At 67.8% G+C, this 16,379-nt stretch carries 17 protein-coding genes and 1 pseudogene; 8 read left to right on the forward strand and 10 right to left on the reverse strand.

What is annotated here, in order from left to right:
- Positions 1-30: 30 nt before the first annotated feature.
- The gene (locus D3H54_RS26245) at positions 31-804 is read right to left on the reverse strand and encodes an MBL fold metallo-hydrolase (RefSeq protein WP_149382536.1); all 774 of its coding nucleotides are present in this window, start codon (positions 802-804) and stop codon (positions 31-33) included.
- A 36-nt stretch (positions 805-840) separates the two neighbouring features.
- On the opposite strand from D3H54_RS26245, the gene D3H54_RS26250 reads away from it, so the two are divergent.
- Positions 841-1,560 carry an SIMPL domain-containing protein gene (locus tag D3H54_RS26250; protein ID WP_149382538.1) on the forward strand — a complete coding sequence of 240 codons (720 nt, stop codon included), beginning with the start codon at positions 841-843 and terminating at the stop codon, positions 1,558-1,560.
- On the opposite strand, the gene D3H54_RS26255 is transcribed toward D3H54_RS26250, so the two are convergent.
- The 5 genes from D3H54_RS26255 to dacB all read right to left on the reverse strand — a co-directional run bounded on the left by D3H54_RS26255 (position 1,557) and on the right by dacB (position 6,798).
- Positions 1,557-2,546, reverse strand: a complete 990-nt coding sequence (locus tag D3H54_RS26255) for an IS481 family transposase (protein ID WP_149381284.1) — start codon at positions 2,544-2,546, stop codon at positions 1,557-1,559. The genes D3H54_RS26250 and D3H54_RS26255 overlap by 4 nt on opposite strands.
- Positions 2,547-2,811: 265 nt before the next feature.
- Positions 2,812-3,423, reverse strand: coding sequence for a hypoxanthine phosphoribosyltransferase (gene hpt / locus D3H54_RS26260; protein ID WP_168214975.1), 612 nt, complete (start codon positions 3,421-3,423; stop codon positions 2,812-2,814).
- The gene (gene tilS / locus D3H54_RS26265; protein WP_149382542.1) at positions 3,420-4,394 is read right to left on the reverse strand and encodes a tRNA lysidine(34) synthetase TilS; all 975 of its coding nucleotides are present in this window, start codon (positions 4,392-4,394) and stop codon (positions 3,420-3,422) included. Before tilS ends, hpt begins: the two co-directional genes overlap by 4 nt.
- Complete coding sequence (locus D3H54_RS26270; protein WP_149382544.1) at positions 4,373-5,419, reverse strand: Rv3626c family coenzyme F420 biosynthesis-associated protein; 1,047 nt, start codon at positions 5,417-5,419, stop codon at positions 4,373-4,375. The genes tilS and D3H54_RS26270 overlap by 22 nt, the downstream gene beginning before the upstream one ends.
- Positions 5,416-6,798 (reverse strand): D-alanyl-D-alanine carboxypeptidase/D-alanyl-D-alanine endopeptidase, encoded by a 1,383-nt coding sequence (gene dacB / locus D3H54_RS26275; RefSeq protein WP_149382546.1) that lies wholly within the window; start codon positions 6,796-6,798, stop codon positions 5,416-5,418. Before dacB ends, D3H54_RS26270 begins: the two co-directional genes overlap by 4 nt.
- A gap of 164 nt (positions 6,799-6,962) precedes the next feature.
- Here dacB and D3H54_RS26280 point away from each other — a divergent pair, with 164 nt between their 5' ends.
- From D3H54_RS26280 to D3H54_RS26290, 3 genes are all read left to right on the forward strand, one after another.
- Positions 6,963-7,451, forward strand: a complete 489-nt coding sequence (locus D3H54_RS26280) for an inorganic diphosphatase (protein ID WP_149382548.1) — start codon at positions 6,963-6,965, stop codon at positions 7,449-7,451.
- Between the two features lie 83 nt (positions 7,452-7,534).
- Positions 7,535-8,071 (forward strand): 2-oxo-4-hydroxy-4-carboxy-5-ureidoimidazoline decarboxylase, encoded by a 537-nt coding sequence (locus tag D3H54_RS26285; protein ID WP_149382550.1) that lies wholly within the window; start codon positions 7,535-7,537, stop codon positions 8,069-8,071.
- Between the two features lie 9 nt (positions 8,072-8,080).
- Positions 8,081-9,043: an alpha/beta hydrolase gene (locus tag D3H54_RS26290; protein WP_168214976.1), complete on the forward strand. Its 963-nt coding sequence runs from the start codon at positions 8,081-8,083 to the stop codon at positions 9,041-9,043.
- On the opposite strand, the pseudogene D3H54_RS26295 reads toward D3H54_RS26290, so the two are convergent.
- A pseudogene (locus D3H54_RS26295) lies at positions 9,040-9,884 on the reverse strand (alpha/beta fold hydrolase). The gene D3H54_RS26290 and the pseudogene D3H54_RS26295 sit on opposite strands and share 4 nt — an antisense overlap.
- A gap of 78 nt (positions 9,885-9,962) precedes the next feature.
- Between D3H54_RS26295 and D3H54_RS26300 the strand changes: the two are divergent.
- From D3H54_RS26300 to puuE, 4 genes are all read left to right on the forward strand, one after another.
- On the forward strand, positions 9,963-10,571 hold the full coding sequence (locus D3H54_RS26300) for a TetR/AcrR family transcriptional regulator (RefSeq protein WP_149382552.1): 609 nt from the start codon (positions 9,963-9,965) through the stop codon (positions 10,569-10,571).
- Positions 10,572-10,601: 30 nt separating this feature from the next.
- Positions 10,602-11,294, forward strand: coding sequence for a hypothetical protein (locus tag D3H54_RS26305; RefSeq protein WP_149382554.1), 693 nt, complete (start codon positions 10,602-10,604; stop codon positions 11,292-11,294).
- A gap of 61 nt (positions 11,295-11,355) precedes the next feature.
- A complete protein-coding gene (alc, locus tag D3H54_RS26310) occupies positions 11,356-12,405 on the forward strand; it encodes an allantoicase (protein WP_432246415.1) in 1,050 nt (349 codons plus the stop codon).
- Complete coding sequence (gene puuE / locus D3H54_RS26315; RefSeq protein ID WP_149382556.1) at positions 12,402-13,319, forward strand: allantoinase PuuE; 918 nt, start codon at positions 12,402-12,404, stop codon at positions 13,317-13,319. Before alc ends, puuE begins: the two co-directional genes overlap by 4 nt.
- On the opposite strand, the gene D3H54_RS26320 is transcribed toward puuE, so the two are convergent.
- Genes D3H54_RS26320 through D3H54_RS26330 form a run of 3 tightly spaced genes read right to left on the reverse strand, consistent with a single transcriptional unit; the run spans position 13,289 to position 16,337 of the window.
- Positions 13,289-14,017, reverse strand: coding sequence for an aspartate/glutamate racemase family protein (locus tag D3H54_RS26320; protein ID WP_149382558.1), 729 nt, complete (start codon positions 14,015-14,017; stop codon positions 13,289-13,291). The genes puuE and D3H54_RS26320 overlap by 31 nt on opposite strands.
- Positions 14,014-15,564 carry an NCS1 family nucleobase:cation symporter-1 gene (locus D3H54_RS26325; protein ID WP_149382560.1) on the reverse strand — a complete coding sequence of 517 codons (1,551 nt, stop codon included), beginning with the start codon at positions 15,562-15,564 and terminating at the stop codon, positions 14,014-14,016. The genes D3H54_RS26320 and D3H54_RS26325 overlap by 4 nt, the downstream gene beginning before the upstream one ends.
- 53 nt (positions 15,565-15,617) lie before the next feature.
- A complete protein-coding gene (locus D3H54_RS26330) occupies positions 15,618-16,337 on the reverse strand; it encodes a GntR family transcriptional regulator (protein WP_149382563.1) in 720 nt (239 codons plus the stop codon).
- Positions 16,338-16,379 lie beyond the last annotated feature (42 nt).

The raw sequence follows: 16,379 nt of genomic DNA on the forward strand, positions 1-16,379 counted from the left end.
CTGCACTCTCGTTGCAACACCCGTGCCGCCCTAGATTTCAGCCGGCGTTCCCGGCGTGAGCCAGTGGACATTCGCGAGCTCCGACAGTGTCTGGCGTGCAACATCTTCCGGCTCGCGGAAGTGCGTCCAGCCCTCGTAATGCACCGGCACCACCACGCGTGGCCGCATCAGGCGGGTCAACTCGAGGCCCTCGCGGGCGGTCATGGTGAAGCGCACCGGCCCGGTGAACCCGAACCGCACCCCGCCGAGATGCAGCAGCGCCACATCGACCGGCATCCGCCGAGCGACTTCACGCAGACCGTCGTAGAGCACGGTGTCCCCCGACATCCACAGCGCGGCGGCATCCTCGCCGTCGCGGTGCAGCGCGAACCCGTTGACCTTCCCGGTGATCGGGCCGCTGAACCTGGGGCCGTGCCGGGCCGGGGTGGCAGTCACCGTCAGCGGCGGCCGGCCCTCGGCCGTCAGCGTCGTCGACTCCCAGTCCGCCAGGCCACGAACATTCGGCGCGGCCAGCCGCCGCGCGGCGGGTACGGTGGTGACGACGGTGCCGGCCTGAGCGAGCAGGGCACGGCCGGAGTCGTCGAGGTTGTCGGCGTGCTGATCGTGGCTGAGCAACACCGCATCGACGGGTGCGACGGCGTCGCGCGGTCGGGCCGGGCCCGCGACCTTGCGCGAGGACGTGCCCCAACCGAACGTGTATCGGCGCCCGGGTGAGTCGAAGGTCGGGTCGGTCAGGATCCGCCAGCCGTCGACCTCGATCAGCGTGGTGGGGCCGCCGAGGTGAGTGAGAGCCAGCTTGGCCATCCCAAAAACCTAGCGCGCCACGCTACGGTGTCTCCCATGCCCATCGCCGGACGTCGTGTCGTTATTGCGCTGGCCTCGGCGGCCACGGCCGCCGCCATCCTCACGGGCTGCGACTCCGCTCCCGCGGTGCCCGCCAATCCGCGACAGGTCACCGTCATCGGCTCCGGCGAGGTGAAGGGCGTGCCAGACACCCTGACCGCCGACGTGAGCGTCGAGGCGACCGCAGCCGACGTCACCACGGCGATGAACCAGGCCAACGACCGCCAGAACGCGGTACTCAACGCGCTCAACGCCAGCGGCGTCGACACCAAGGACATCAGCACCACCGGGGTCAGCCTGCAGCCCCAGTACGGCGACAACTCGGTGATCACCGGCTACCGGGCGAACAACTCGATCCAGATCAAGATCCGCAAGCTGGACACCGCCTCGCAGGTGCTGGCCAATATCGTCAGCGCCGGTGGCGCCGCCACCCGAATCAACTCGGTGAGCTACTCGATCGAGGACGACTCCAAGCTGGTCGGCGACGCCAGGGCCCGCGCGTTCAACGACGCCAAGCAGCGGGCGCAGCAGTACGCCGACCTGTCCGGGCTGTCGCTGGGCAAGATCATCTCCATCTCCGAGGCACCCGGTGGCACACCCCCGCCGCCCACGCCGATGCCGATGCCGATGCGCGGCGAGATGGCCAGTTCGGTTCCGCTGTCCCCCGGCCAACAGACGGTGAGCTTTTCGGTGACGGCGGTCTGGGAGCTCGGCTAGCTGTACTGACCTGAGAGGTTAGGTACGCGGGCGGCGGGTGGTTGGCCGCCGAGTGCGGTGTGGCCGCGGTGGTAATTGTAGGTGTGCAGCCAGGTGATGAACTCGTCGCAGCGTTCGGTGTCGCTGCGGTAGAGCCGGGCGTAGGCCCATTCTTCGGCCAGCGTGCGGTGGAACCGCTCTACTTTGCCATTTGTCTGTGGCCGATAGGGCCGGGTTCGGCGATGCTCGATGGTGCCCAGTGCGTCCCGGAAGGGATGTGATCGATAGCATGATCCATTGTCGGTCAACACTTTTCGAACGTTGATGCCATGTTGGGCGAACCAGGTGTTGGCTCGTAGCCAGAAGGCGGCGGCCGTGTCTTTGCGTTCATCGCTGAGTATCTCGCTGTAGGCCAGCCGGGAATAGCCGTCGATTGCGGTGTGCAGGAAGTGATAGCCGCGTACCGGTTGTCGACGTTTGTTGGTCTGTCCACTGCTTTTGTCGGCTTGGTGATTGCGGTTACCCACCGAGCGACCCAGCATCCGCCAGCCGCCGCCGGCAGGAATTTTGCCCAGCTTCTTGACGTCGATGTGGACCATTTCGCCGCACTCGGCGGGTTGCATGCGTCGGATCACGCAGCCAGTGCCGCGGTCCAGCCAGCGCAGTTTGGCCATGCCGTAACGAGTGAGGACCCGGTGCACCGTCGAGGGGTGCAGGCCCAGCAGATAACCGATGCGCGCCGGTCCCCAACGGCGAATGACACGCACCTTGATGATGCGCCGCTCGGTACGTGTTGGAGTCTGATTGGGGCAGCGGTGAGGCCGTGAGCTGCGGTCGACCATGCCGGCCGGACCATATTCGCGGTAGCGGCTCGCCCAGCGACTGGCGGTAGTCACTGCTACCTGGAATCGGTCAGCAGCGCGTCGAAGACTCCAACCGTCCTCGACGACGCAACGGGCCAGTCGCAGGCGTCCGGTTTCAGACAACGGGGCGTTACGGTGGGACACGAAGACCTCCGAGATGAGTTGGTGCGTTCCTAGACAGCTCGCACTTCACTCGGAGGTCTTCGTCATGTCACCCCGTCCCCCCCCGCCCGACGCGCAACGCCGTCCCGCGCGCGCGCCGCGAACTCGGAGGTCTTCGTCATGTCACCACGCCACGCCGTCCCTAACGTCCGTGGTCAGTACAGCTAGCGATCGCCGAGATCGACGAAATGGCGTGATCCACTCGAACTTCGGCGGCCAAACGTCGGTTTGGGCGCGGTGGAACTGACTAGCCCTGATACACCTTCGGCTCGAGTGTGCCGATGAAGGGCAGATCGCGGTAGCGCTCGGCGTAGTCCAGGCCGTAGCCGACCACGAACTCGTTGGGAATGTCGAAGCCGACGTATTCGATGTCGACGTCGGCGCGTACCGCGTCGGGCTTGCGCAGCAGCGTGCACACCCGCAGCGATTTGGGATGCCGGGTGGCCAGGTTGCGCAGCAGCCACGACAACGTCAGCCCGGAGTCCACGATGTCCTCGACGATCAGCACGTCGCGGTCATGGATGTCGCGATCGAGATCCTTGAGGATCCGGACCACCCCCGACGACGACGTCGACGATCCGTAGGAGCTGACCGCCATGAACTCCAACTGCGTGGGCAGCGGGATCGCGCGGGCGAGGTCGGTGACGAACATCACCGCACCCTTGAGGACGGTCAGCAGCAGCAGATCCTGACCGTTCAGCGAATCGGCGTAGTCGCGGGCGACCGACGTCGCCAGCTCAGCGGTCCGGGTGTGAATCTGCTCTTGTGACAACAAGACCGATTTGATGTCCCCGGGGTACAGCTCGTGCGCCGACACGTCCACACTGTGCCACGAGCAAGGCCTGACGACCAATCTCACACCGGTTGCGTGTACATCATCAGCCTGCCGTCGCGGCGCGCGGCGAACAATCTTTGCTGCCGAAGCTCCGAGCCGACTGCCACTCCGCCCTGCCCGTGCCAGGCGGTGACCAGGGCGTCCACCGCGCGGATCTGCTTGTCGGTGAGGTTGGCCGCGCCGCCGCCCAGCAGCCAGCCGCGGATCACCCGGCGGCGCACCGCGGTGGGCAGGGCGGCCAGCGCGGTGACCGCGACGGTGTCGCCGGTGTCGCCGAGGGCGGCTGTGTTCTTCCGCGCCAGGGCGGCCCATTCGTCCAAAGCGTCGGTGTCCTCGCGCAGCGCGGCCGCGGTCCGGGCCAGCGCCTCGGCAACACCACCGCCGAGCACGTCTTCGAGCAGCGGCAGCACTTCGGTGCGCAGCCGAACCCGGGTGAAACGGGCGTCGTGATTGTGCGGGTCGTCCCACGGGGTCAACCCGAGCTCGGCGCACGCGGCGTGGGTGACGGCGCGGCGCACCCCCAGCAGCGGCCGGTACCAGGGCGGGTCGCAGGCCCGCATACCGGCGATCGATCGCGGTCCCGAGCCGCGGCCCAGCCCCAGCAGCACGGTCTCGGCCTGGTCGTCGAGGGTGTGCGCCAGCAGAACCGGCGCATCGGCGCGCGCGGCGTCCAGCGCGGTGTAGCGCGCGGCGCGCGCGGCGGCCTCCGGACCGCCGTCGCCGCCCACCTGCACCCGCAGCACCCGGGCGTCCACGCAGCCGAGGTCGTGCGCCTGCCTGCGGGCGGTCTCGGCGATCTGCTCGGAGCCGGGCTGCAGACCGTGGTCGACGATCAGGGCGGTGGTCGGCAGCGCGGCGGCGGCCGCCGCGGCCAGGGCCAGCGAGTCCGGCCCGCCGGACAGCGCGACACACCACGACGTCGCGCCGGGCAGGTGCTCGGTCACGAAGCCGGCCACGCCGGCCCGCAGCGCGGCTACAGCACCCGGTCGATCCACCGCTGCGGATCTTCGATCTCGTCGGGCAGCGGCAGAGTGGCCGCACTCGTCCACACCGTGTTGAACCGGTCCATCCCGACCCGGTCCACCACATGGTCGACGAACGCCTTCCCGCGGGTGTACTGGCTGAGCTTGGCGTCCACCCCGAGCAGCGCCCGCAGCAGCCGCTGCAGCGGCGGCTGCTTGCGTTGCCGGCGTTGATCGAACCGGTTGCGAATGGTCTGCACCGACGGCACGACGGCCGGACCGACCGCGTCCATGACATGGTCGGCGTGGCCTTCGAGCAGGGTGCCGAGCACCAGCAGCTGATCCAGCGCCACCTGCTGCGGCTCGGACTGCACCGCCCGCATGAAGCCGAGGATGCCCGCGTCGTTGGGGCCCAGGTCGCCGCTCCGCCGCTTCTTCGCGAACTCCGCCAGCCGCCCCACCACCTGCGTCACGTCGTCGGCCGCGTCGGAGGTCAGCACCCCGAGCGCCTGCGACATGTGTTGTGCCAACCAAGGATTGGCGGAGAACTGCACCCGGTGGGTGACCTCGTGCAGGCATACCCACAACCGGAAGTCGGCCGGGGAGACCCGCAGTTGGCGCTCGACGGCGATGACGTTCGGGTAGACCAGCAGCAGCAGACCGTCGTCGGTGCCGGTGTCGGCGAACGGGTCGTACTGGCCGAGGATCCCCGACGAGATGAACGCCAGCACGGCGCCGGTCTGCGCGCCGGTCACCCGTCCGGTGACCGGGTTGCTGGGTGTGTCGGTGCCGCCGGTCATCACCCGCATGGAATCCGACGCCGCCCGGATCCAGCCCTGGCGGTCGACGATGCGTGCCTCGGCGACCGGGGCGTCGCCGCCCATCCGGGTGACCTCGCGGACCGGGCCTTCGGCCTTGCGCGCCGCGACAGACAGTTCGTCGACGGCCTGGCTGCGGGTGTAGTCGGTGGCGGCCGGCCCCGGCCGGGCCAGCCGGGCGCCGACATTCCCGGCGAAGGACCAGTCCACGGCCCGCCCGACGGTCACCTGCGAGCTCATGAGCCGCACCCGCATGTCCGCAGGACGCTGGCCAGTGCGTCGAGGGCCACCCGACCCATCGGCCCGGCGTCGTTGGAGATGAACGCGAACGTCAGCACCCGGCCGCCGGCATCGGTGACCACCCCGGCCAGGGAGTTGATCGCCGTCAGCGACCCGGTCTTGGCCCGCAGCCAGCCCGCCGACGCCCCCTTGGAGTCACCGCCGAGGAAGCGGTCCGACAACGTTCCGCTGCCGCCGGCGATGGGCAGGACGTCGAGCAGCGGGCGCATGTCGGGCTGGTCGGGGCCCGCGGCGGCCTGGACCACCTCGTCGAGGGTTTTCGCCGTGAGCCGGTCCAGCACCGACAACCCGCTGGAGTCGAACAACGTGGCGCCGGTCATGTCGACGCCGGCACCGGCGAGCTTGGTGGTGATGGCGTCGACCGCTCCGGCGAAGCTCATCGGACGGCCGCCGGCCCTGGCCACCTCACGGGCGATCGACTCGGCCATCACGTTGTCGGAGGCGTTCATCATCTGCCGCAGCCGCTCGATCAGCGGGGCGCCCTGCACCGCCGCGAGCTGCCTGCCCGTCGGCGGCCCGGGCGCCATCGTCACCTTGGCCGGGTCGACGCCCAGCGCGGTGGCCAGCGCCCGGCCGGCGTCCAACGCCGGGGTTCGGGACCGGGCCGAATCGACCGTGGTCGGCTGGATGCGACCGGCGTCGATCATCACCGACTGCATCGGGGCGATGTCGCCGCCGTCGATGTCGGCGGGATCCCAGCCGGGCGCGAAATCCGGCCCGCTGTACAGGGAATCGTCGACCTGAACCGCCGTCGCGGTGATTCCGCTCTTGCGCACCTGGTCGGCGAGGTCGCTGATCCGGGCGGCGCCGCGATACCAGGTCTCCTGGCCGGCCGGGGCGGCCGACAGGATCGGATCGCCGCCGCCGACGAGCACCACCACCCCGGGCTGGGTGGTCTGATCGGCCGCGACGACGGTCGTGGTGACGCGCTCGTCGCGCTTCAGCGCCAGCAGCGCAGCACCTGTGGTGAGGGTCTTGTTGGTCGAGGCCGGCAGCAGCGGCACGTCCGCGCGGTACTCCCAGAGTTGGGTGCCGGTCTGCGCGTCGGTGACCCGGCCGCTGACGTTGCCGAGATTGGGATCGGCGACGGGCAGGGCCAGCGCGGCGGTCAGACCGGCGGCGGTGGGCACCGGTGCGCTGTCGGACACCGGGACCACGCCCGAGCTCGCGGTCACCAGTGCGTGGCCGGGCGGGGCCTGCGCGCTGCTGGTGTCACCGTGCGTCAGGACGGCGGCCACCGCGACGACGGCCGCAACCAGCGCGATCACCGCCACGGCGAGCACCACGTGGGTGGAGCGCCGCCACTGAGTCGGCCTCATCGCTCTCCTGACTTTTCGTTTCGTCTCATTGTGCCGAACCACCCTGTAGTGCAGGCCAGCGCGGGCGTTAGGGTAGGCCGCGTCGCCGGTTCGGCGGGCAGGAGCGAAGCGACCCGGGGATATATTCCACCGGGCAGGTGTCAGCGGAAATAAGGAGTCGCACGGTGGAGTTCGACGTCACCATCGAGATCCCCAAGGGCCAGCGCAACAAGTACGAGGTGGACCACGAAACCGGACGGGTCCGCCTCGACCGCTACCTGTACACCCCGATGGCGTACCCCGCCGACTACGGCTTCATCGAGGACACCCTCGGCGAGGACGGCGACCCGCTGGACGCGCTGGTGCTGCTGCCGCTGTCGGTGTTCCCCGGTGTGCTGATCGAGGTGCGCCCGGTCGGCATGTTCAAGATGGTCGACGAGGCCGGCGGCGACGACAAGGTGCTGTGTGTGCCTGCCGGGGACAACCGTTGGGATCACATCCAGGACATCGGTGACGTGCCCAAGGACGAACTCGATTCGATCCAGCACTTCTTCACCCACTACAAGGACCTCGAGCCGGGCAAGTTCGTGAAGGGCTCGGACTGGGTCGGACGGGCCGAGGCCGAGGCCGAGGTGGAGCGCTCCCGCGAGCGGTTCGCCAAGGAAGGTCACTGAGGGCTGACCGCCCTGGTGAGAAAGTTTGCCTGGCCGTAACAATCGGTAACCCGGTTGTCCTTTGGCTTTTCGATGATGGGCTGGTGTTGTTGCACCAGGGCATCGGTCTCGAGGCCTTCAATGAGCTGCCGGACAGCAAGGCTGTCCATGCGCTCTACGAGTGCTGCAACAGTGTCACCCTCGCGAGGGACCTGACCAGGGGCCGCCCGTACGCCGACCGGGCCGAACTGTTCCGACGGGCCGACGACTTGCTGTTCTCGCTGTCGGAGTCCTCGATCGACGACATCCTCCAGGCCTACCCGCATGTCGGTCGCCGCCCGGGCAGCACCAAGTCGCAGGCCGAGCAGTGCTCGGTGTGGGATTCCTCCCCCGAGGTGATGGCCGAACTGAACGCGGCGGTCGCCGAGTACAACGCGCATTTCGGCTTCGGCTTCGTCATGCACATCGGCGGGTTGCCCCGCGAGGTCTGCGCCAAGTCGGTGATCGCGGCGGTCCACGACCGGATGCACCACGACCCCGAAACCGAACGCAAGGTCGTGTGCAACGAGTTGGCCCGGATCAATCGCAGCAGGCTCGAACGGATGCTCGGCCCCGAGGGCGGCTACGACAACTGGGGCTAGGGTGCAACCGTGGCCCTGCCGATGGATCCGGAAGTACTGACCCTGCTGCAACCATTGATGGACGCGGCCGCCGCTGTCGAGCCGCCCCCGATCGGGGATGTGGCCACTCGCCGTGAGCGGGCGATCCCGTTGTTCCAGACGCTCGGCGCCTCCCGCGCCCCGGTGGACGGCGTGGAGGTGTCGCGGCACACGTTGCCCACCACCGACGGCGCGGAGCTTGATCTGGCGTGGTATTTCCCCACCTCGGGGATGCCCGGCAGTGCCGTGCTCTACCTGCACGGCGGCGGCATGATCTACAGCCTGGCCGAAACCGCACCGGCCTACGACACGGCGATGCGCGGCTACGTCGCGGCCACCGGCGCCCCGATGCTGCTGGTGGATTACCGTGTGGCACCGGAGTTTCCGGATCCGACGCCGGTTGAGGACTGCTACGCGGCGCTGTGCTGGCTGGCCGAGCACGCCGCCGACCTGGGCGTCGACCCGGCCCGCATCGCGGTGGCCGGTGACAGCGCCGGCGGCGGCCTGGCGGCCGGGGTGAGCCTGCTGGCCCGTGACCGCGGCGGCCCCGCGCTGGCCGCGCAGGTGCTGATCTATCCGATGCTCGACGACCGCACCACCATCCCGGATCCGGAATTGGACCCGGAACTGCTGACGTGGAACTACGACGACAACATCACCGGCTGGGGTGCGCTCCTGGGCGATCGCGCCGGGGGCGATGACGTGTCGATCTATGCCGCGCCGGCCCGCGCGCAGGTCCTGACCGGACTGCCGCCGACCTACCTCGACGTCGGCGATCTGGACATTTTCCGCGACGAGAACATCGCTTATGCCGCACGGCTTTCCGCTGCGGGCGTGCCCACCGAACTGCACGTGCATCCCGGCTGCCCGCACGCCTGGGAGGCGTTGGCGCCCACCGCGCCGGTGTCGGAGCGCGCGGTGGCCGACCGGATCCGCAGGCTGCGCGCCGTCTAACGTCCGACAGTGCTTGTGGCCGTCGCGAACTCGGCGATCAGACCCGCCAGGGCATCGGGCTCGTCGAGCATCGAGAACGTCCGGGCGCCGTGGATGATCTCCAACCGGGAGTCCGGCAGGGCTTCGGCGAGCCTGCGGCCGTCGGCTTGCGGGAAGAACGCGTCATCAGCCGACCAGGCGATCAACGCCGGTTTGGTGAACTGCGGCAGCTTGGCGGCGGCATCGAGTGTGGTCTGCCGGGTGAGCGATCCGGTGAAGCGGCGCAGGTCTTCGGCGATCGCGCGGTCGCGGACGGCCTTGCGGGTCCAATCGGCGGTCAGCGCGTCGAGGTTGGTGTGGGCCAGCGCGCCATATGCGCGACGGCGAACAGTACGAGAACGCATGCCCTGCACCGCGATGCGCCACAGCAGCGGAACCTTCGCCGCGGTGATGAATGGCGCCAGGATCGGTGGCGGAAAGTGTTCGAACGCATCACAACTGGTGAGCACCAGCGCGCCGAGACGGTCGGGGAATTCGGTTGCGACCACCTGGGCGACGGCTCCCCGGTGTCGTTCCCGACCAGGACGACGTCGTCGAGCCCGGACTTGTCGAGGAACTCGGCGACCATCGCGGCGACGCCGCGCATGGTCATGTCGGCCGACGCCCGCATCGCGGTCTGGTGCGCGCCGAGCGGCCAGGTCGGCACGATGCACCGCAGGCCATGCCGAGCCAGCCTGGCGCTCAACGGGCGCCACAGCGACCCGCCCATCGCGTAGCCGTGAATGAAGACCAGCGGTCTGCCGGTGGGCGGTCCGGCCGTTTCGTAATGGATGGTTCCGCCGCTGAGCTCTACGGTGTGCATGACGATCTCCCTCGATAGGAACAAACAAACAGACAGTCTGCATGTAAGATACCGACAGGATGTACGGAAAAACAAGACATGACCACCAGACGAACCCAGGCGCAGCGCTCCGCGGCCACCCAGGACGCGCTGCGCGCGGCCGCGCGCGAACTCTGGGGTGAACGCGGTTATGCCGACGTCGGGACCCCGGAGATCGCCCAGCGCGCCGGCGTCACCAGGGGCGCGATGTACCACCAGTACGCCGATAAGTCGGCACTGTTCCTCGACGTGGTCGAAGCGGTCGAAGCCGACGTGATGAACCGGCTGGCCGCGGCAGTTCTCGCTCAGGAACCGCCGACCCCGGCCGCCACCCTGCACGCCGCGGTAGACGCCTGGCTGGACATCAGCTCAGAGCGCGAGATCCGTCAACTGATCCTGCTTGATGCACCGAATGTATTGGGCTGGAATGGTTTCCGCGACATCGCCGAACGATACAGCCTGGGCATGACCGAGCAGTTGCTGCAAGCCGCGATGGACTCCGGTGAACTCGCTTCCGCCCCGGTGCGTCCGCTGGCGCACATCCTGATCGGGGCGCTGGACGCCGCGGCGCTGACCATCGCCCACGCCGACGACCCGCAGCGCACCGGCACCGAGGTGCGTAGCGCGCTGCACGGCATCGTCAACGGGATGCTCGCCGGCCGGCCCTGACCTTCGAGCACGCACACCGACTGCGGTGGCATGCTGGAAGCGGTGGATTCGCTGTGGCACTTCTGGTGGCTGATCTTCCCGCTCGGCGGGGTGATCGGCGGTGCGGTCCGGTCTGTGGCCGCTGCCAATGAGCGGCGAGCCGAGCGGCGCATGGAGCGTTATCGCCTCAAACAGCAGGCCAAGATCGCCGTCGCCGAGGCGGCCGGCCGAAACCGCGGCACCGAGTCGGCATACCGGCGGGAGCTGAAGCGAATCACCGCTGCGCACAACCGGACCGACGAACGTTGGTTCTCCTACGAGACCGACGTCGCCAAGCTCCTCGACTTCCCGATGATGACCGACATGCGCGATCCCCTGACCGTGTCGTTTCACAAAGCCCGCCAGCGCGCCGAGCTGTTGCGGCCGGAGAACATCGACGACGTCATCGGCGATCGCGATGCCCAGCTGGAGTATCGCGATGCCGTCGGCGAGTACGCCGCTGCCTTCGACGTCGCCGAGGCCGAGGCGATCCGCCGGCGCCGCAGTGATTTCTCGGTCGACGATCAGCAGCGCCTGAGCCGTGCTCAGCACCTTCTGCACCTCGCCGAGGACACGGCCGCCACCCCACAGGAGCGGCGCATCGCCTACGACAGGGCGCGGCGCGAACTCGACGGACTGATCGTGCTGCCCGCCGCTGCTCGAGAGGCGATCGAGCGGCGCGTGGCCGGCGAGATCGAAGCCTGAGACGAACCCGGCGGCCGCTGCTCGGCGCGCCCCGATGTGGCCGGTCACTTAGGCTCAGAAGGTGATCGGCGGCGGGCAGGACTCCACTCGGACGCAGTCACACTTCCTGTCCCTCCCCGATCTGGCGGCCCGGCCGGCAGGCGGAGCCGTGGTGTGGGCCAACGACGACTTGTTCGCCGAGCGAGAGAACCTCATCAACCCTCGACCGGCGGAGTTCCGTCCGGCCACCTTCGGGCACAGGGGCCAGATCTACGACGGCTGGGAGACCCGGCGCAGGCGCGGCACGAAGCCCGGGGACTGCGACACCGCGATCGTTCGGCTGGCAACCCCGGCCATCGTGCGCGGTGTCGTGGTCGACACCGCGTGGTTCACGGGCAACTATCCACCGCAGGTCTCGGTCGAGGCGGCCTGCGTCGAGGGTTACCCGAACGTCGAAGACCTTGTGCACCACGCTGACTGGACCACCATTGTCGACCGGGCCGACGTCAACGGTGACACCCGCAACTCGTTCGAGGTTTCCTCGACGCGCCGCTGGACCCACGTCCGGCTGTCGATCTACCCCGACGGCGGCGTGGCGCGGCTGCGGGTGCACGGCGAAGGCCTGCTCGACCCGCGTCTGGTCGACCGCACCCCGCTGGATCTGGCCGCGCTGGAGAGCGGGGGCCGAGTGACCGCATGTTCCAACATGTTCTATTCCTCTCCCAACAATCTGCTGCTCCCGGGCACTGCCCGCACCATGGGTGATGGATGGGAGACCTCGCGCCGCCGAGACGACGGCAACGACTGGGTGCAGGTCCGGCTGGCTGGTCAGGGCGTGCCGGGCGCAGTGGAATTGGACACGTCGTACTTCATCGGCAACGCCCCCGGGGCAGCCCGGCTGATGGGCCGCGACGGCGACGGGGAATGGTTCGAATTGCTCGAAAACACTGCGTTGCAACCTGATACCAGACACCGCTTCGTCCTGGCCGACCCGCGGCCGGTCACCGATGCGCGCCTGGACGTCCATCCCGACGGGGGCATGGCACGCCTGCGGTTGTTCGGACGGCTCACCGATGAGGGGTTGCGCCGGATTCGGCAGCGGTGGATCACCGGCTCCGACGACGCGCCATGAGCTATCCCCGCGACATGGTCGGCTACGGCCGGACGCCACCCGATCCGCACTGGCCGGGCGATGCGGCCATTGCGGTGCAGTTCGTGCTGAATTACGAAGAGGGGGCCGAGAATTCGGTCCTCGACGGCGACCCGGCCTCAGAGACGTTCTTGTCCGAGATGACACCGGCCGAAGCCTTTCCTGATCGGCATATGAGCATGGAGTCGCTCTACGAGTACGGATCGCGAGCCGGATTGTGGCGGGTGCTGCGGGTGTTCGAACGGCGCGGCATTCCGCTGACCATCTTCGCGGTCGCGGTGGCCATGCAGCGAAATCCCGAGGCGGTGGCGGCATTCGCCGAACTGGGACATGAGATCGCCTGCCACGGGCTGCGGTGGAAGTCCTACCAACACATCGATCGGGAGACCGAGCGCGCCCACATGGCGCAGGCTGTGCAGATCCTGCGCGACCTCACCGGTGCCACACCGCTGGGTTGGTACACCGGCCGCGACTCACCCCACACCCGCGAGCTCGTCGTCGAACACGGCGGATTCGTCTACGACTCCGACTCCTACGCCGACGACCTGCCGTACTGGGTTCAGGTGCACGGCCGGAACCACCTCGTCGTGCCCTACGCCCTGGACACCAACGACATGCGTTTCACCTCTGCCGCAGGCTTTTCCAACGGCGACGAGTTCTTTGCGCATCTGCGCGACGCATTCGATGTCCTGTATGCCGAAGGCAGGGCAGGCGCCCCGAAGATGCTCTCGGTCGGGTTGCACTGCCGGGTGGTCGGGCGTCCGGGACGCACCGCGGCGCTCGAGAGGTTCTGTGACCACGTCCAGTCCCACGACGGCGTCTGGCTGGCCCGCCGCATAGAGGTCGCCGAGCACTGGCGCCAACTTCACCCTGCCGGGCTGACACCCGGCGAATAGCGCTTGGCCGGCGGCGACGCGTACTCCCCTCGTTTCGACGTACGCAAACCCATCGTCACCAGTGATTGCACCGCCAGCGTCGCGGCACTCACCCCGTCCACCACCGGCACACCCAGTTCGGCAGAGATCTCCGCGCACATGTCCGCCATCCCCGCACAACCCAGCACAACGGCATCGGAATGGTCGGCCTCGATCGCCTCGCGGCACGCCTCGGTGATGACCTTGCGCGCGTTGGGATCCGTGTCGAGATCCAGTACCGGTATCTCGCACGCATGGATGCCGCGGCAGAACCGCTGCATGCCATAGCGTTGCGCGAGGTGTGCCGATTGCCCGATGGTCCGGCTCAATGTCGTGACAATGCTGAATCCGGTGCCCAGGTGACTGGCGGCCTGCATGGCGGCCTCGGCGATGCCGATGACCGGGCCGGTCGCGATCTCGCGGGCAGCGTCCAGACCGGGATCGCCGAAGCAGGCGATCACATAGCCGTCGACGCCGTGTCGCTCACCGCGCTCGATTGCAGCCAACACACCCGGTACCGACAGCGCCTCGTCGTAATGACTTTCGATCGACTCCGGTCCGATCTCCGAGGTGACCCCGGTGACGATCACCTCGGGCCCGGCAACCGCCGCAGCGCATTTCGCGATCGTGTCGGTCATGGCCTGGGTGGTGTTGGGATTGATCACCCAGATCCGTGTCACGAAATCGGGGCGACAGCCAGCTTGGTGCGCGTCGCAAGCACGTAGTAGATCGCCAACCCCAGCCCGCACCCGATGAACCAGCTGTACTGCGCGGCGGTGTGCATACCGGGCATGTCACCGGCCAGAACCGGGATGACGGCGACCAGGGCCGAGATCACCGTCGCGATGACCGCCGCGGGGTTGTAACCTTTCTTGTACCAATAGGTTCCGTCCTCATCGAGGGTGAACAGGTCATCCACCACCACCTTCTGCTTGTGCACCAGGTAGTAGTGGCCGATGAGCACGCCGAACAGCGGGCCGATGAACGCGCCCAGGATCTCCAGCGTGTAGTGGATCACCTCTGGGTTGTTGTACAGGTTCCACGGTGTGATCAACACCGATCCGACCGCCGCGATCATGCCGCCCGCGCGCCAGCTGATGCGCTGCGGGCTCACATTGGAGAAATCGAAAGCGGGTGAGATGAAGTTCGCGACGATGTTGATTCCGATGGTCGCGATGGTGAAAGTCAACGCTCCCAGCACGATTGCGAACGTCGAGTCGATCTTGGCCACCGTTGCGACCGGATCGGTGATCAGCTCGCCGAACACCGGGACCGTCAGCGACGCCGTGACGACCACCAGGATGGAGAAGACCAGAAAGTTCACCGGCAGACCCAGGAAGTTGCCTCGCTTGACCGCGTCGAAAGACTTGCCGTACCGGGCGAAGTCACCGAAGTTCAGCATCGGGCCGGAGAAGTAGGAGACCACCAGGGCGATCGCACCGAGCATGACCGGAATCGACTCCATGCCGGTGTACTTGACGTCACCCAAGGTGAGATCGATTGCGCCCCAGCCGGCCTTGTAGATCAGGTAGCCACAGAGCAGGAACATCACCACATAGACGGCCGGACCGCAGAAATCGATGAACCTGCGGATCGACTCCATACCGCGCCAGAACACACACGCCTGCAGCACCCACAGCACCAGAAAGCTGCCCCAGCCGAGGAGCGGAAGTCCCGCGAAGCCGTGTGCGGTGACGTCGGCGTAGGGTGTGAGCGACGGAAACAACTTGAGTAGCACCACATCCAGTGCCGCCGACGCCAGATAGGTCTGGATGCCGTACCACGCCACCGCGATCAAGCCGCGAATGATGGCCGGGATGTTCGCGCCCAGCACGCCGAACACGCTGCGGCAGATCACCGGATAGGGCACCCCGGTGGCCTGGCTGGGCTTGGCCACCAGGTTGCAGAAGATGTTGACGATCACGATGCCGATCAGAAGCGCGATGAGCACCTGCCAGCTCGCGAGCCCCAGCGCGAACAGGCTGCCCGCCGTCACGTAGCCGCCCACGCTGTGAACGTCGGACATCCAGAACGCGAAAATGTTGTAGGACGACCAACTCTGCTTGCGCAGCGGCGCCAGGTCTTCGTTGGTGAGGCGTGGGTCGTAACCCGGCTTGATCAGTCCGCCGCCGACCGGATGGCCGGCGGCCTCGACGATGTCGCCCGCGCCGACCACGGCGCCGGGCGGCAGTTCCTTCGCGGCCTGGGATATGTCGATGTCGGTCATGGCCGGACGCTATCGGCGACGCGTTTCCCCTGTATTGCCGCTGAACTACCCGGTCATTGCGCCGAAGATATATCGGCCGCCAGCAAGCCGGTGTCGGTGGGCAATGTGGCGATCACCGAGTTGAGGCGCTGGGCGTGGGTCTCGGCAACGGTCAGCAGCTGTTCGACATCGTCGGCGAGGAACGCGTCCACCATCCGTCGATGGTCGGCGTGCAGCGCCGCTCGCGCCGACGGCGTGACATGCACCATCGATTGCACGGGTTCGGTCATGTTCCATGCCGATTCGAGCATCCGCAGCAGACGAAACATCCGCGACGGACGGGTGAGCGCGAGATGGAAATGTCGGCTCTGACGGTGATAGGTGAGTGGATCGTCATTGTCGATCGCCTGCTGCAGAAGCTCATTGGCGGCCACGATGGCCGCCCGATCGGCATCTGTTGCGTTGGCGACGGCCGACGCCAGCGACGCCGCCTCCAAAGTCTCACGCACGATGTACATTTCGCGCAGTTCCTGCGGTGTCAACGCGGCGACGGTGTACCCCGAGTTGGACCGGTGTGCGACCAACCCCTCACCGATCAGCGTCTTCAGCGATTCACGTACCGGGATCTGGCTGACGCCGAACAGGTCCGCCACGTCGGCCAGCGGGATCGGTGTGCCCGGTGGGGTGGCGCCGTCGAGGATCACACGGCGAAGCTCGTCGAGGATGGCCTGCTGCGGGCTGCCGGGCTGATCCACCACCAACTTCTCGACCAATGCCGAACGTCGTCGCAGCATCGTGTCACGGTAGGGGGCTTTTGTTTCGCCGGTATTGCTGCC

Origin of the sequence: Mycobacterium sp. ELW1, assembly GCF_008329905.1 — a bacterium.
GTDB lineage: Bacteria > Actinomycetota > Actinomycetes > Mycobacteriales > Mycobacteriaceae > Mycobacterium.

Bases quoted from the DNA above. Each gene is read 5' to 3' on its own strand.
- D3H54_RS26245 (WP_149382536.1), bottom strand. From the start codon at position 804: ATGGCCAAGCTGGCTCTCACTCACCTCGGCGGCCCCACCACGCTGATC.
- D3H54_RS26250 (WP_149382538.1), top strand. From the start codon at position 841: ATGCCCATCGCCGGACGTCGTGTCGTTATTGCGCTGGCCTCGGCGGCC.
- D3H54_RS26270 (WP_149382544.1), bottom strand. From the start codon at position 5,419: ATGAGCTCGCAGGTGACCGTCGGGCGGGCCGTGGACTGGTCCTTCGCC.
- dacB (WP_149382546.1), bottom strand. From the start codon at position 6,798: ATGAGGCCGACTCAGTGGCGGCGCTCCACCCACGTGGTGCTCGCCGTG.
- D3H54_RS26300 (WP_149382552.1), top strand. From the start codon at position 9,963: ATGACCACCAGACGAACCCAGGCGCAGCGCTCCGCGGCCACCCAGGAC.
- D3H54_RS26305 (WP_149382554.1), top strand. From the start codon at position 10,602: ATGCTGGAAGCGGTGGATTCGCTGTGGCACTTCTGGTGGCTGATCTTC.
- puuE (WP_149382556.1), top strand. From the start codon at position 12,402: ATGAGCTATCCCCGCGACATGGTCGGCTACGGCCGGACGCCACCCGAT.
- D3H54_RS26325 (WP_149382560.1), bottom strand. From the start codon at position 15,564: ATGACCGACATCGACATATCCCAGGCCGCGAAGGAACTGCCGCCCGGC.
- D3H54_RS26330 (WP_149382563.1), bottom strand. From the start codon at position 16,337: ATGCTGCGACGACGTTCGGCATTGGTCGAGAAGTTGGTGGTGGATCAG.